General features: G+C 67.4%; 11 protein-coding genes. All 11 read left to right on the top strand.

What is annotated here, in order from left to right; translation table 11 throughout:
- The first annotated feature begins 13 nt into the window (after positions 1-13).
- The 11 genes from tssC to QWJ38_RS06985 all read left to right on the top strand — a co-directional run bounded on the left by tssC (position 14) and on the right by QWJ38_RS06985 (position 13006).
- Positions 14-1510 carry a type VI secretion system contractile sheath large subunit gene (gene tssC, locus QWJ38_RS07035; protein ID WP_290358350.1) on the top strand — a complete coding sequence of 499 codons (1497 nt, stop codon included), beginning with the start codon at positions 14-16 and terminating at the stop codon, positions 1508-1510.
- 66 nt (positions 1511-1576) lie between these two features.
- The gene (locus tag QWJ38_RS07030) at positions 1577-2047 is read left to right on the top strand and encodes an Hcp family type VI secretion system effector (RefSeq protein ID WP_290358349.1); all 471 of its coding nucleotides are present in this window, start codon (positions 1577-1579) and stop codon (positions 2045-2047) included.
- A gap of 33 nt (positions 2048-2080) precedes the next feature.
- Positions 2081-2575, top strand: coding sequence for a peptidoglycan-binding protein (locus QWJ38_RS07025; RefSeq protein WP_290358348.1), 495 nt, complete (start codon positions 2081-2083; stop codon positions 2573-2575).
- A 5-nt stretch (positions 2576-2580) separates the two neighbouring features.
- A complete protein-coding gene (locus tag QWJ38_RS07020) occupies positions 2581-3105 on the top strand; it encodes an Hcp family type VI secretion system effector (RefSeq protein WP_290358347.1) in 525 nt (174 codons plus the stop codon).
- 14 nt (positions 3106-3119) lie between these two features.
- Positions 3120-3659, top strand: a complete 540-nt coding sequence (tssE, locus tag QWJ38_RS07015) for a type VI secretion system baseplate subunit TssE (RefSeq protein WP_290358346.1) — start codon at positions 3120-3122, stop codon at positions 3657-3659.
- A 17-nt stretch (positions 3660-3676) separates the two neighbouring features.
- Complete coding sequence (gene tssF / locus QWJ38_RS07010) at positions 3677-5569, top strand: type VI secretion system baseplate subunit TssF (protein ID WP_290358345.1); 1893 nt, start codon at positions 3677-3679, stop codon at positions 5567-5569.
- Positions 5566-6672, top strand: coding sequence for a type VI secretion system baseplate subunit TssG (gene tssG / locus QWJ38_RS07005; RefSeq protein ID WP_290358344.1), 1107 nt, complete (start codon positions 5566-5568; stop codon positions 6670-6672). Before tssF ends, tssG begins: the two co-directional genes overlap by 4 nt.
- Entirely contained in the window at positions 6665-9337 is a 2673-nt protein-coding gene (tssH, locus tag QWJ38_RS07000; RefSeq protein WP_290358343.1) for a type VI secretion system ATPase TssH, read from the top strand. The genes tssG and tssH overlap by 8 nt, the downstream gene beginning before the upstream one ends.
- Positions 9334-10053 (top strand): hypothetical protein, encoded by a 720-nt coding sequence (locus tag QWJ38_RS06995; RefSeq protein WP_290358342.1) that lies wholly within the window; start codon positions 9334-9336, stop codon positions 10051-10053. The genes tssH and QWJ38_RS06995 overlap by 4 nt, the downstream gene beginning before the upstream one ends.
- 74 nt (positions 10054-10127) lie before the next feature.
- Complete coding sequence (locus QWJ38_RS06990; RefSeq protein ID WP_290358341.1) at positions 10128-12437, top strand: type VI secretion system Vgr family protein; 2310 nt, start codon at positions 10128-10130, stop codon at positions 12435-12437.
- On the top strand, positions 12437-13006 hold the full coding sequence (locus QWJ38_RS06985) for a DUF6484 domain-containing protein (RefSeq protein ID WP_290358340.1): 570 nt from the start codon (positions 12437-12439) through the stop codon (positions 13004-13006). The genes QWJ38_RS06990 and QWJ38_RS06985 overlap by 1 nt, the downstream gene beginning before the upstream one ends.
- The last annotated feature ends 14 nt before the right edge of the window (positions 13007-13020 follow it).

Here is a 13020-nt window from a genome sequence, read left to right as displayed (position 1 = left end):
CAAGGAGATTTCCATGGCTGAAGACACCGTCTCCCACGCCTCGGCATTGCAGGGCATCGAGTACCAGGGCAGCGAATTCGCCCAGCTGCTGAACAAGGAGTTCAAGCCCAAGTCGGACGATGCCAGGTCGGCCGTCGAGCAGGCCGTGCAGACCCTGGCCCAGCAGGCGCTGGCCCAGACCCAGCTGATCGGCAGCGATGTACTCATGTCGATCGAGGCCATGATCGCCGAGATCGACAAGCGCCTGTCGCAGCAGGTCAACTCGATCCTGCACCATGCCGACTTTCAGCAGATCGAAAGTGCCTGGCGGGGGCTGCACTATCTCGTCAACAACACCGAGACCGACGAGATGCTGAAGATCCGCGTGATGAACATCTCCAAGCTCGAGCTGGGCAAGACGCTCAAGCGCTACAAGGGCACGGCGTGGGATCAGAGTCCGCTGTTCAAGAAGGTCTACGAGGAAGAGTTCGGCCAGTTCGGCGGCGAACCGATAGGCTGCATGGTGGGCGACTACTACTTCGACCACAGCCCGCCCGACGTCGAACTGCTGGGCGAGATGAGCAAGGTGGCGGCCTCGGCCCATGCGCCCTTCATCGCGGCCGCCAGCCCGGCGCTGATGCAGATGGGCTCCTGGCAGGAGCTGGCCAATCCGCGCGACCTGACCAAGATCTTCACGACCCCGGAATACGCCGCCTGGCGCTCGCTGCGAGGCTCCGAGGACGCGCGCTACGTGGGTCTGGCGATGCCGCGCTTCCTGGCGCGCCTGCCCTATGGCGCCAAGACCAATCCGGTCGAGGAGTTCAATTTCGAGGAAGAGACCGCTGGCGGCGAGCATGGCGCCTACACCTGGTCGAACTCGGCCTATGCAATGGCGGTCAACATCAACCGCTCGTTCAAGATGTATGGCTGGTGCACGCGAATCCGCGGCGTCGAGTCCGGCGGCGCGGTCGAGGGCCTGCCGACGCACACCTTCCCGACCGACGAGGGCGGCGTGGCGATGAAATGCCCGACCGAGATCGCGATCAGTGACCGGCGTGAGGCCGAGCTGGCCAAGAACGGCTTCATGCCCCTGTTGCACCGCAAGAATTCCGATCTCGCCGCGTTCATCGGCGCGCAGTCACTGCAAAAACCCGAGGAATACGACGACCCCGATGCCACCGCCAATGCCAATCTGGCGGCGCGCCTGCCCTATCTGTTCGCCACCTGTCGCTTCGCCCACTACCTGAAGTGCATCGTGCGCGACAAGATCGGCTCGTTCAAGGAGCGCGACGAGATGTCGCGCTGGCTCAACAAATGGATCATGAACTATGTGGACGGCGACCCGGCCAATTCGTCCGAGGTCACCAAGTCCCAGAAGCCCTTGGCCGCGGCCGAGGTGATCGTCGAGGAAATCGCCGGCAATCCGGGCTACTACAGCTCCAAGTTCTTCTTGCGGCCGCACTACCAGCTCGAAGGACTGACCGTGTCGCTGCGGCTGGTTTCGAAACTTCCGTCCGTGAAGACCGCATGACGGCCTCCTAGTGCCCGATCGCGGCCAAAGCCGTGGGCGGGCTTGTCCACCCATCAGGAGCATTCCATGAGCAGTGATTCGACCATCAAGTTCGACGGCATCGACGGCGAGGCGGTGAAGCCCAAGGGTGAAATCGAGGTGCTGTCCTGGAACTGGGGCGTGAGCCAGCCCGCCAGCGGTCTGGGCGGCGGTACCGGCAAGGGCAAGGCGATTCCCGCGGACTTCCACTTCACCCACCACTACGACAAGGCCTCGCCGGTGCTCGCCAAGCACTGCGTGGCGGGCAAGCACTTTCCGACGATGAAGCTCACCTCGCGCAAGGCCGGCGAGGGTCAGCAGGACTTCCTGGTCGTGACCCTCAAGGAGGTCTTCATCACCAGCGTCACGCCGGGTGGCAGCACCGGTGGCGACATCCTCGAGCAGGTCACCTGCAGCTACAAGGACATCGAGTTCGCCTACAAGCCGCAGGACGACAAGGGTGCGCTGGGCGGCGAGGTCAAGTTCGGCTGGGACCTCGCCAAGACCGAGACCCGCTAGGCGCCGCCGGGCCGCAGCGAAGGAGCAAGCGCCATGGCTTTCGTGACGACGTTTCGCAGCCCGAAGGGCAATGTCAGCAGGGCCTACAACATCGACTTCTCCGTCGGTGCCGCGGCGGACAACCAGCCCGTTGATGTCATGCTGGTACAGGCCCTCATGCGCATCCTTTACTACGAAATAGGCGATCCGTTCTCGCCTCCGCCGGGCGATAGTGGCATCGAGGTCGACGGGCTCTTCGGACCGGTCACGATGCGTCATATCGCGGACCTGCAACGCAAGATCAAGGCAGGCGGTTTTGCGGTTCGCCTGGACGGCGTGCTCGACCCATTCCGCGCCCAGGGTCAGTTGTCAACGCTCGCCAAGGTCCGCTACGTGCTCGAGATTCTCAACGACACCTGCTTCGACCATTGCCGCCGCCGCAATATGCCGGCCTACAAGGAATTGCCCAGCAGGACCGACATCCCCACCGAACTGCGCGGCGCGTTGAACCAGCCCGAGCGCAGCACGGCACGCAAGTACCAGCGGTGATGGTCATGACCGGCGAAGTACAGGGCAATCTCCTCGGCGCCACTGCAGGCGCCGGTGCCGACATTTATCTGAGCATCCGCACCAAGCGCGCAGGCGAGCTCAAGGGGGAGGCCAGTGCCAAGGGGCACCAGAACGCGATCGCCGCCCACGGCTTTCGCTTCGGCGTCTCGGCCGGCTCGGCGCTCGGCTCCGGACAAGCCACGGCCAGACGCCAGTACAAGCAGCTGGTCGTCAGCAAGCGCCTGGACAGCAGCTCGACCTCGCTGATGAGCGTGCTCGCGACCAACGACGAGATCAAGGATCTGCGGCTCGCGCTGCGCAAGCCCGGTGGAGACCAGGACGACTTCTTCACGCTGAGCCTGTCGGGTGCCCGCGTGGTGGGTCTGGACCTGGACTGCAACGAGCACGGCGAGACGCTTGAACAGGTCAGCTTCGCCTTCACCCGAGTGGAAATCGAGTACCGCGTCCAAGGCAGCGACGGCGTTCTGGGCGCCGCGAACAGATTCTCCGACGAACTTCTGCCGGCCTGACGCCTCCACCAACCATGCCCAGCGAAGCCCACCAGCGCCTGCAGCCCGCCCTCCTCGACCGGCTGAGCGACGAGCGACGCATGGATCGCAGCGAGGGCGAGGAGCAGCGAGTGATGTCCAAGGCCGCGCTGCGCCAGGCCGTACTGCGCGACCTCGGCGCGCTGTTCAACGCCGTGCAGGCGCTGGACCGCAGGGATGCCGAAGCCTATCCCGAGCTGGCCGGCTGCGTGCTCAATTTCGGCCTGCCCCCGCTCTCGGGGCAACTCGCCTCCAAACTCGAACTGGCCGATCTGGAGGCCGCGATACGCCGCGCCATTCTGCGCTTCGAGCCACGCATCCTGGCCGAGACGCTGGAAGTGCGGGCCTTGGAACAAGACAGTGTGCTGGACACCCACAATGTGCTGGAGTTCGAAATCAGCGGCCACTTGTGGTCGACACCTGTACCTCTGGAGATGCTGTTGCGCACCCAGCTGGACCTGGAGTCGGGCCAGGTCAAGCTGCGTGACGCGCTTGGCGGTGCCGTGCGCGCAGCCACATCGCCGCCGAGCCCTTGAGCGCTCAAGGAGCTGGCGTGGACCCTCGCCTGCTACGCCTGTACAAAGACGAACTGGCCCATCTGCGCGAGGTCGGCGCCGAGTTCGCCCAGGAGTTTCCCAAGATCGCCGCCCGCCTGGGCATGGAGGGCATGGAGGTCAGCGACCCCTATGTCGAGCGCCTGCTGGAGGGCTTTGCCTTCCTGACCGCGCGCGTGCAGCTGAAACTCGAATCCGAGCAGCCTCGCCTGATCGCCCATCTCCTGGAGGCCAGCTACCCGAACTTCCTGGCACCAGTGCCCTCGATGCTGGTGGCGCGCTGCGCCATCGACCCGGCCGACCCGAACCTGGTGAAGGGCTACAAGCTCCCGCGCGGCAGCGCGCTGCTGTCCGAACTCGCGCGTGGGCAGGACACGCATTGCGAATTTCGCACCGCCCACGAGCTGACCCTGTGGCCGATCGAGCTGCTCGACGTGCGCTACTTCAGCCATGCGCCCGACGCGGCCGTAGCGCGGCTACCGCAGGCCCAGAGCCTGCGCGGCGGTTTGAGCGTCCGGCTGCGCTGCGGCGGCGGACTGCTGTTCAGCCAGTTGGGCCTGGACCGGCTCGCCTTCTACATCAGCGCACCCGACGACCAGGCGATGCGCCTGCACGAGCTGCTAATGGGTGCTCCGCTCGGCACTCTGGTACGCGCTGCCCAGCCCGAGGAGCAGAAGCCTTTGGGTGCCGCAGGATGGCGCGGCCCCGAAAGCTTGAGTCCGCTGGGCTTTGGCGCCGACGAGGCCCTGCTGCCCGAGTCGCTGCGGGCCTTCTCCGGCTACCGTCTGCTGCAGGAGACAGCAGCGCTTCCGCAGCGCCTGCTTTTCTTCGAATGCGGCGCGCTGGCCGAACGCCTGGCGACACTGGCTACCGACGAGGTCGAGCTGCTGCTGCTGCTGGGCCGCGGCGATGCCACGCTCGAGGCCCGGGTCGACGCGCACAGCCTGGCGCTGTTCTGTACGCCGGCCATCAACCTGTTCCGCAAGCGCCTGGACCGCATCCAGCTGGGGCCGGGCGCCTGGGAATACCATGTCGTGCCGGACCGCACCCGGCCGATGGACTACGAGGTTCATAGCGTCGAGACCGTGACCGGCTTCGGCACCGGACTGGTGGCGCAGCAGAAGTTCCTGCCGCTCTATGCCAGCCACCACGAGAGCGGCAGCGCCCATGGCTATTACACCGTGCGCCGCGAGCCGCGCCTGCTGTCGACACGCCAGCAACAACAGGGCACTCGCTCCTCCTATGTCGGCGAGGAGGTTTACCTGTCCCTGCTCGACCCGCACCACGCACCCTACCGAGAGGACGTGCGCCAGCTCTCGCTGAGCGCCTGGGTCAGCAACCGCGACCTGCCCACCCTGCTGCCGCAGGTCGCCGCCATGGCTGACAAGCCGCAGTGGCGTCTGGAGTCGCCCGGGCCGGTGACGCAGGTGGAATTGCTGCGCGGCCCGACCCGACCGACCGGCCGACGCCCCAGCGGCGAGCTCGGCTGGAGTCTGGTCAATCACCTGACGCTGAACCATCTCTCGCTGCTGGACGAGCCACCGCCGCGAGCCGCCGCCAGCCTGCGCAAGATGCTCAGCCTGTACGCGCCGCCAGAAGATGCCGCCTGGCGCCGCCAGATCGAGGGCGTGCGGGGACTGCGCGCCCGCTCGGTGGTGCGACGCCTGCCGCTGCCAGGGCCGCTGAGCTTCGGCACCGGCGTCGAACTGGAGCTGGAACTGGACGAGCTGGCCTTCCAGGGCAGCAGCGCCTTCCTGTTCGCCAGTTTGCTGGAGCGCTTCTTCGCGCGCCATGCCGCGATCAACAGCTTCACGCAGCTGAGCCTGAAAACGCCCCAGCGCGGCGAGCTGATGCGCTGGCCGCCGCGCCTGGGCCTGCAGGACACGGTATGAAGCGCGCCCAGCAAGCCGAGACCAGCGATGCTGCAGACACCACGGATGCCGCGGCGCGCGAGGCCGCGCTCGCCGCGCTGTTCGAAGCCGTGGGCACCGCGCCGCGCGCCCATGATTTCTTCGCCTTGCTTCGCCGGGTCGAGAACCTGCACCCGCGATGGCCACGCTTCGGCAGCGCGCCGCGCCCCTCGCAGGAGGCGCTGCGCCTGGGCCAGGACGCCGAGCTGGATTTCGCGCCCGCCGCGATAGAGAGCTTTGAGCCTCGCCCCGGCGCGCCGCGCCTGGGCGTGCGCTTCCTGGGCCTGCTGGGGCCACAGGGGCCGATGCCCCTGCATCTGACCGAGTACGCGCGCGAGCGCTCGCGTCTGCGCGGCGATCCGACTCTGCTGCGTTTCCTGGACATCTTCCACCACCGCCTGCTGGCCCTGTTCTACCGCGCATGGGCCCAGGCCCAGCCGGCCGTACAGGGCGACCGCCCCGCCGAGGATCGCTTCGCCGCCTGGCTGGGCGCGGGCTTCGGCTTCGACCCGGAGCTGCGCGCCAGCCTGCCGGCCCAAGCCCAGCTGTTCCAAGCTGGCCTGCTGGGCGTGCGCAGCCGCAACGCCGAGGGGCTCTGCAAGCTGCTGGCCCAGTATTTCCGCGTGCCGGTGCGGCTGGAGCCGCATATCGCGCAATGGCTGCTGCTGGACCCGCAGGACCGCAGCCGGCTGGGTTTCGCGCTCGGCCGGCCCGAGCGCAGCGCCCTGCCCGCGGCCCGGCTGGGCCACAACGCCAGTGGCGGGCGCAAGCTGCTGGACCGGCAGTACAAGTTCCGCATCGCCCTCGGGCCGTTGACCTTGGCACAGTACCTCGGCTTCCTGCCCGACGGCCATGCCTGGCCGCTGCTGGGCGACTGGGTGCGGCTGTACGTGGGCTTGCAGTTGCGCTGGGATGTGCAGCTGATCCTGGCCCATGCCGAGCTGCCGGAGCCGCGCCTGGGCCGCCGTGTGCGGCTGGGCTTGAGCGCATGGCTCGGCGGCCGCGGCCGCGAACGCGACCGCGGCGATCTGCGGCTGCGCCCCGACACCTGCGCCTTGCTGCGCCAAGGAGCCCACAATGCTTGAGATCCCGCGCACCGCCCTGTTCGGCAAGCTCAACCCGCTGGCCTACAAGGCCATCGAGGGCGCCACCGTGCTCTGCAAGCTGCGCGGCAACCCCTATGTGGAGTTGCAGCACTGGCTGCTACAGATCCTGAATTCCCAGGACTCCGATCTGCACCGCATCGTCAAGCATTTCGGCCTGGATGCCGCAGCGCTGGCGAGCGACCTGACGGCCGCGCTGGATCGGCTGCCGCGCGGCGCCAGCTCGGTCACCGACCTGTCCAGCTGGGTCGAGAGCGCCGTCGAGCGCGGCTGGGTCTACGGCTCGCTGATGTTCGGCGACGGCCAGGTGCGCACCGGTCATCTGGTGGTCGGCCTGCTGAAGACCGCCTCGTTGCGCAATGCGCTGTTCGCCGTCTCGCGGCAGTTCGAGCGCATCAAACTGGAGGCCCTGTGCGATGACTTCGCGCGCATCCTCGAGGGCTCGCCCGAGCAGGGCCAGCGCGCCAGCGAGAGCGATGCCGCTCCCGGCGATGCCAGCGGCGCCCTGCCGCCGGCGGCGCTGGGCAAACAGGAGGCGCTGAAGCGCTATGCGGTCGACTGGACCGAGCGCGCGCGCCGCGGCGAGATCGATCCAGTGGCCGGGCGCGACGGCGAGATCCGTCAGATCGTCGACATCCTGATGCGGCGCCGCCAGAACAACCCCATCCTTACCGGCGAGGCCGGCGTCGGCAAGACCGCCGTGGTCGAGGGTTTCGCGCTGCGGCTGGCGCAGGGTGACGTGCCGCCGCAGCTGAAGGAGGTGGCCCTGCATGTGCTGGACATCGGCCTGCTGCAGGCGGGCGCCAGCATGAAGGGCGAGTTCGAGAACCGCCTGCGCGCGGTGATCGACGAGGTGCAGGCCTCGCCCAAGCCCATCATCCTGTTCATCGACGAGGCGCACACGCTGATCGGCGCCGGTGGCGCGGCCGGCACCGGCGATGCCGCCAACCTGCTGAAGCCGGCGCTGGCGCGCGGCAAGCTGCGCACGATTGCCGCCACCACCTGGGCCGAGTACAAGAAGCACATCGAGAAGGACCCGGCGCTGACGCGGCGCTTTCAGGTCGTGCAGGTCGAGGAGCCGAGCGAGGAGCAGGCCTTGCTGATGCTGCGCGGCGGCGCCGTGGTGCTGGAGCAGCACCATCGCGTTGCGCTGCTCGATGAAGCGATCGCTGCGGCGGTACGGCTGTCGCACCGCTACATCCCGGCGCGCCAGCTGCCCGACAAGGCGGTCAGCCTGCTGGACACGGCCTGCGCCCGCGTCGCCGTCAGCCAGCATGCGACGCCGCCGGCGCTGGAGGATTGCCTGCGCCGGTTGGAGGCGCTGCGCATCGAACGCGGCATCGTCGAGCGCGAGACCGCGATCGGCATCCCGGCCGCGGAGCGCGCCGAGCGCGTGGACAAGGCGATCGCCGACGAGGAGGCTCGCCTTGCCATGTTGCAGGAACGCCATGTCAAGGAAAAGGCCGCGGTCGACCGGATCCTGGAGATCCGCGGCCGGCTTCGCTCGGCGGCGGCCGATCCGCAGTTGCCGGCTTCAGACGAGCGCGCTGCGCTGCTGCAGGAGCTTGGCCAGTTGCAGGCCGATCTCGCCGCGCTGCAGGGCGAGACCCCGCTGATCCTGCCCACCGTCGACGAGCAGGCGGTGGCCGGTGTCGTGCAGGACTGGACCGGCGTGCCGGTCGGCCGGATGGTGAAGAACGAGGTGGAGGCGGTGCTGCGGCTGGCCGACACGCTGAACCAGCGCGTGATCGGCCAGAAGCACGCGCTGGACCTGATCGCGCGGCGCATCCAGACCTCGCGCGCGCGGCTGGACAACCCATCCAAGCCGATCGGCGTGTTCCTGCTTTGCGGCAGTTCCGGCGTCGGCAAGACCGAGACCGCGCTGGCGCTGGCCGAGGCGCTGTACGGCGGCGAGCAGAACCTGATCACGATCAATATGAGCGAGTTCCAGGAGGCGCACACGGTCTCCACGCTGAAGGGGGCGCCGCCCGGCTATGTCGGCTATGGCGAGGGCGGCGTGCTGACCGAGGCGGTGCGGCGCCGGCCCTATAGCGTGGTCCTGCTCGATGAGGTCGAGAAGGCCCACCCCGACGTGCATGAGCTGTTCTTCCAGGTCTTCGACAAGGGCTGGATGGAGGACGGCGAAGGCCGCGGTATCGACTTCAAGAACACTGTGATCCTGCTGACCAGCAATGTCGGTAGCGAGCTGGTGATGCGCATGTGCCGTGACCCGGCGGCACCGCCGGCGCCCGAGGCCATCGCCAAGGCGCTGCGCGAGCCGCTGCTGCAGCAGTTCCCGGCAGCGCTGCTGGGCCGGTTGTCGGTGGTGCCCTACTACCCGCTGTCCGTCGGGATGCTGGGCCAGATCGTCCGCCTGCAGCTCGATCGGATCGGCCGGCGCATCGCCGCGAACCACGCTATCCCCTTCGAGTACGACGACGAGGTGGTCGCACTGGTGGTTGCGCGCTGCACCGAGGCCGAATCCGGTGGTCGGGTGGTAGACGCCATCCTGACCAACACCGTGCTGCCGCGCATCTCGCTGGAGCTGCTGCAGCGGCTCGGCAGCGCCGCCCCGCTGCAGCGGGTGCGGCTCGCCGTCCAGGATGGCGACTTCGCTTACGGCTTCGACGGATCGGCGTCAGCATGAGACCCGCATCCCTCCCCTCCCTGTCTTCGCGGCCTGGTTTCGCTGCCTTCCGTCGACCCGGCCCGCTGGGGCTTGACGATGCCGCCCGCCTGAGCTGCGATGAACTGCTGCGGAGCCTGCGACCGCTGCTGGTGGACACGAGCGGTGCGCTGGACCAGTTGGCTCGGCGCGCAGACGATCCCTGGCAGCTCGATGAGTTGCGCCTGCTGCTGCATAAGCTCCAAGTCATCGCCAACGCTCAGCCCCCGATGTTCTCCGCCTGGCCCGAGCTACAGATCACCCGGCTGCCGCTGCGCGCCTTTCGCGCCCATGGCGACTTCGACGATGACGAGCGCGGCTCCGGCGCGCCGCTGACCGATCCACTCAGCGGACGGCTGCGCCTTGGCCACGAGCAAGGGGGCTGGCTGAGCGAGCTGGTCGACCGCGATTTGAACGCCGTGCTGTCGAGCTGGGGAAATCCAATGGACATCGTGGACCTGCAGGAGATCCCAGCCGGCGCGGTATTGCTGCTCGGCCGCGCGGCGCCGATGCAGGATCCGAGGGGCTGGGACGGTCGGCGCGACCGGCCGGCCGAACGGCGCTCCGGCGGTGGCCGACAGCTCCTCCATCTGGGGCAATGCTCCGACGGCGGTCCGCTCAGTGCCCGGCCAGCGCCGCGCCGGCTGCTGCACTCGTACACGGCGGGGCCGACTGGCCAGCGGCTGCGCGAGGTCTGAGCCGGTGCAACAGCCGGTGGATTGAATGACTTTCGTCGCTTTACCGCGCATGCACCAGCGCCAACCATCTACCCATGCCTCCGCCGATCGCGATCGCTACGCCCCTGCCCCCCGAGGATCTGCTGTTCGAGTCCATGACCGCCTCGGCCGGCCTGAGCATGCTCGGTGAGATGCAGCTGCGCCTGCTCAGCCCCAAGCCCGACCTCAAGCCAGAGGATCTGCTGGGCAAGCCGGTGACCGTGACTGTTCAGTTGCGCGACGGCGCCAAGCGCCATTTCCATGGCTACGTGACCCGCTTCGGCCTCGGCCCGCACCAGGGCCGCTACTTCGCCTATCACGCCAGCGTCTATCCCTGGCTGTGGTTCCTGACCCGCACCGTGGACTGCCGCATCTTTCAGGAGCAGAGCGTGCCGGACATCGTCAAGAAGGTGTTCGAGGACCACGGCGTCGCCAGCTTCGAGTTCAAGCTGTTCCGCAGCTACCGCAAATGGGTGTACTGCGTGCAATACCGCGAGAGCGACTACAACTTCGTCGCCCGACTGCTGGAGCATGAGGGCATCTACTGGTATTTCGAGCACAGCGACGGCGCGCACAAGCTGGTGCTGGTCGATTCGCAAAGCGCGCATGACGCGGCGCCGGACTGCCCCTCGCTGCCCTATGTCGAACCGGGCGCCGACCGCTCGCCAGACCTCGAATGCGTGTCCGACTGGCGCTTCTCGCGCGAGGTGCGCAGCGGCAAGGTGGTGCTGGCCAGCTACGATTTCGAGCGCCCCTCGACAGATCTGGCGGTCAAGGCCGACAAGAGCCGCGCCTACAGCCTGTCGGACTACGAGGTGTTCGACTTCCAGGGCGACTACGTGCAGGCCGGCGACGGCTCGCAATGGGCCGAGGACCGCATGGACGAGCTGCAGACCCCGTTCCAGCGCCTGCAGGGCGCGTCGAACGCGCAGGGCATCGAGGTCGGCCGCCTCCTTAAGCTGACCCGCCACCCGCGCGCCGACCAGAACGACGAGTACCTGATCACCGCGCTGTCGGCGCGGGCCCAGGTCGATGGCTACGAATCCGGCAATCCGGCGGGCGCCTTCCACTGCGAGTTCTCGGCCACGCCCTCGACCCAGCAGTTTCGCCCGCCGCGGCGCACGCCCAAGCCCTTCGTTCAGGGGCCTCAGACGGCGCTGGTCGTTGGCCCCAGCGGCGAGGAACTCTTCACCGACAAGTACGGCCGCGTGAAGCTGCTGTTCCACTGGGATCGCTACGGCCGCAAGGACAAGAACGAGAAGAGCTCCTGCTGGGTGCGCGTCTCGCATCCCTGGGCCGGCAAGAACTTCGGCATCGTCGACATCCCGCGCATCGGCCAGGAGGTCGTCGTCGACTTCCTCGAGGGCGACCCGGACCAGCCACTGATCACCGGCCGCGTCTACAACGCCGAGCAGATGCCCCCCTGGGAGCTGCCGGCCAATGCCACGCAATCCGGCATCCTCACCCGCTCTAGCAAGGGCGGTGGCTACGGCAACGCCAACGCGATCCGCTTCGAGGACAAGGCGGGCAGCGAGCAGCTGTGGCTCCATGCGGAGAAGAACCAGGACATCGAGGTCGAGAACGACGAGACGCATTGGGTCGGGCATGACCGCAAGAAGACCGTCGACAACGACGAGACGACGCATGTCAAGCATGACCGGACGGAGACGGTGGACAACAACGAGACGATCACCGTGCATGGCAACCGCGCTGAAACGGTCGACAAGAACGAGACCATCACGGTCCACCGGAATCGCACCGAGACGGTGGACCAGAACGAGCAGATCACCATCGGCGTGAACCGTACCGAGAGCGTGGGCGCCGACGAGACGATTAGTATTGGCGCCAACCGCTCGGTCTCGGTAGGCGCCAACGAAACCAAGACTGTCGCGCTGCAGCGCACGCATGCGGTGGGCGTCAACGAGACGATCGCTATCGGCGCCGCCCAGGAAGTGGCGATTGGCGCCATGCAATCGGTAACAATCGGCGCCAACCAGACGGTGAGCGTAGGAGCGTCGCAGAGCACCAGCGTCGGCGCGGCGCAGACCGTCAAGGTCGGCGCCGCACGCTCGCTCGATGTCGGCCAGGCCTTGTCCATCAAGGTGGGTGCTGACGAGTCACGCACGATCGAAGGGGGGCGCAGCGCCAAGGTTGGCAAAGACGATGCGCTGAAGATCGGCAAAAACTTGGTCATCGATGCGGGCGACTCGGTCTCCATCGTCACCGGTGAAGCTGCGATCACGATGAAGAAAGACGGGACCATCACCATCACCGGCAAGGACATCACAGTCACCGGAACGGGCAAGGTCAACGTGAAGGCGTCTAGCAACATCGTGATGAAGGGATCGAAGATTCTTCAAAACTGATGGAGGCCAGCATGGGCGGCAGGAACGGTCTCGGCGAGCAACCTTCGCAAGCGACGATCGAAGCGGCACGGGTGCCAACCGACAGCAAGGACGTGCTCGGCCCGCTGTTGTCCATGCCCTGCGCCCCGCCGGGACAGCACGGGTTGCCGGGGATTGTCGTCGGCGAGTTGGTGGCGATCCTCGACGAGAGTGGTGCGCCGCTCGTTACCTATCCCGGCCAGTCGGACACCAACGCAGTGCGCGCCCGGTCGGTCGTGCCGCTGCGAGGACCGCAAATCGGACGATCGGTGGTGCTGATGTTCGAGTGCGGCGACGCGCGCTCGCCGATCGTGATGGGCTTGATCCAGGAGGCATCGGCCGAGACGTTGACCAACGACGGCGGCCTCGCGGTCGTTGATGTCGATGGCGAACGCCTGACGGTAAGCGCGCAGCGCGAACTGGTCCTGCGCTGCGGGAAGGCCAGCATCACGCTGACGACCTTCGGCAAGGTGCTGATCCAGGGGACCTACGTGCTGAGCCGCTCGACGGGTGTCAACAAGCTGATGGGGGGCTCGGTGCAGCTCAACTGAGCTTGTGCCGGCCG

Source organism: Roseateles violae, from assembly GCF_030410485.1.
Lineage (GTDB): Bacteria > Pseudomonadota > Gammaproteobacteria > Burkholderiales > Burkholderiaceae_C > Roseateles_D > Roseateles_D violae.
Note: the sequence above shows the minus strand (reverse complement) of the source record. Positions and strands in the feature narration are given on the sequence as shown.

Excerpts from the sequence above, each read along its gene's own strand:
- tssC (WP_290358350.1), top strand. The coding sequence starts at position 14 with ATGGCTGAAGACACCGTCTCCCACGCCTCGGCATTGCAGGGCATCGAG.
- QWJ38_RS07030 (WP_290358349.1), top strand. The coding sequence starts at position 1,577 with ATGAGCAGTGATTCGACCATCAAGTTCGACGGCATCGACGGCGAGGCG.
- QWJ38_RS07025 (WP_290358348.1), top strand. The coding sequence starts at position 2,081 with ATGGCTTTCGTGACGACGTTTCGCAGCCCGAAGGGCAATGTCAGCAGG.
- QWJ38_RS07020 (WP_290358347.1), top strand. The coding sequence starts at position 2,581 with ATGACCGGCGAAGTACAGGGCAATCTCCTCGGCGCCACTGCAGGCGCC.
- tssE (WP_290358346.1), top strand. The coding sequence starts at position 3,120 with ATGCCCAGCGAAGCCCACCAGCGCCTGCAGCCCGCCCTCCTCGACCGG.
- tssG (WP_290358344.1), top strand. The coding sequence starts at position 5,566 with ATGAAGCGCGCCCAGCAAGCCGAGACCAGCGATGCTGCAGACACCACG.
- tssH (WP_290358343.1), top strand. The coding sequence starts at position 6,665 with ATGCTTGAGATCCCGCGCACCGCCCTGTTCGGCAAGCTCAACCCGCTG.
- QWJ38_RS06995 (WP_290358342.1), top strand. The coding sequence starts at position 9,334 with ATGAGACCCGCATCCCTCCCCTCCCTGTCTTCGCGGCCTGGTTTCGCT.
- QWJ38_RS06990 (WP_290358341.1), top strand. The coding sequence starts at position 10,128 with ATGCCTCCGCCGATCGCGATCGCTACGCCCCTGCCCCCCGAGGATCTG.
- QWJ38_RS06985 (WP_290358340.1), top strand. The coding sequence starts at position 12,437 with ATGGAGGCCAGCATGGGCGGCAGGAACGGTCTCGGCGAGCAACCTTCG.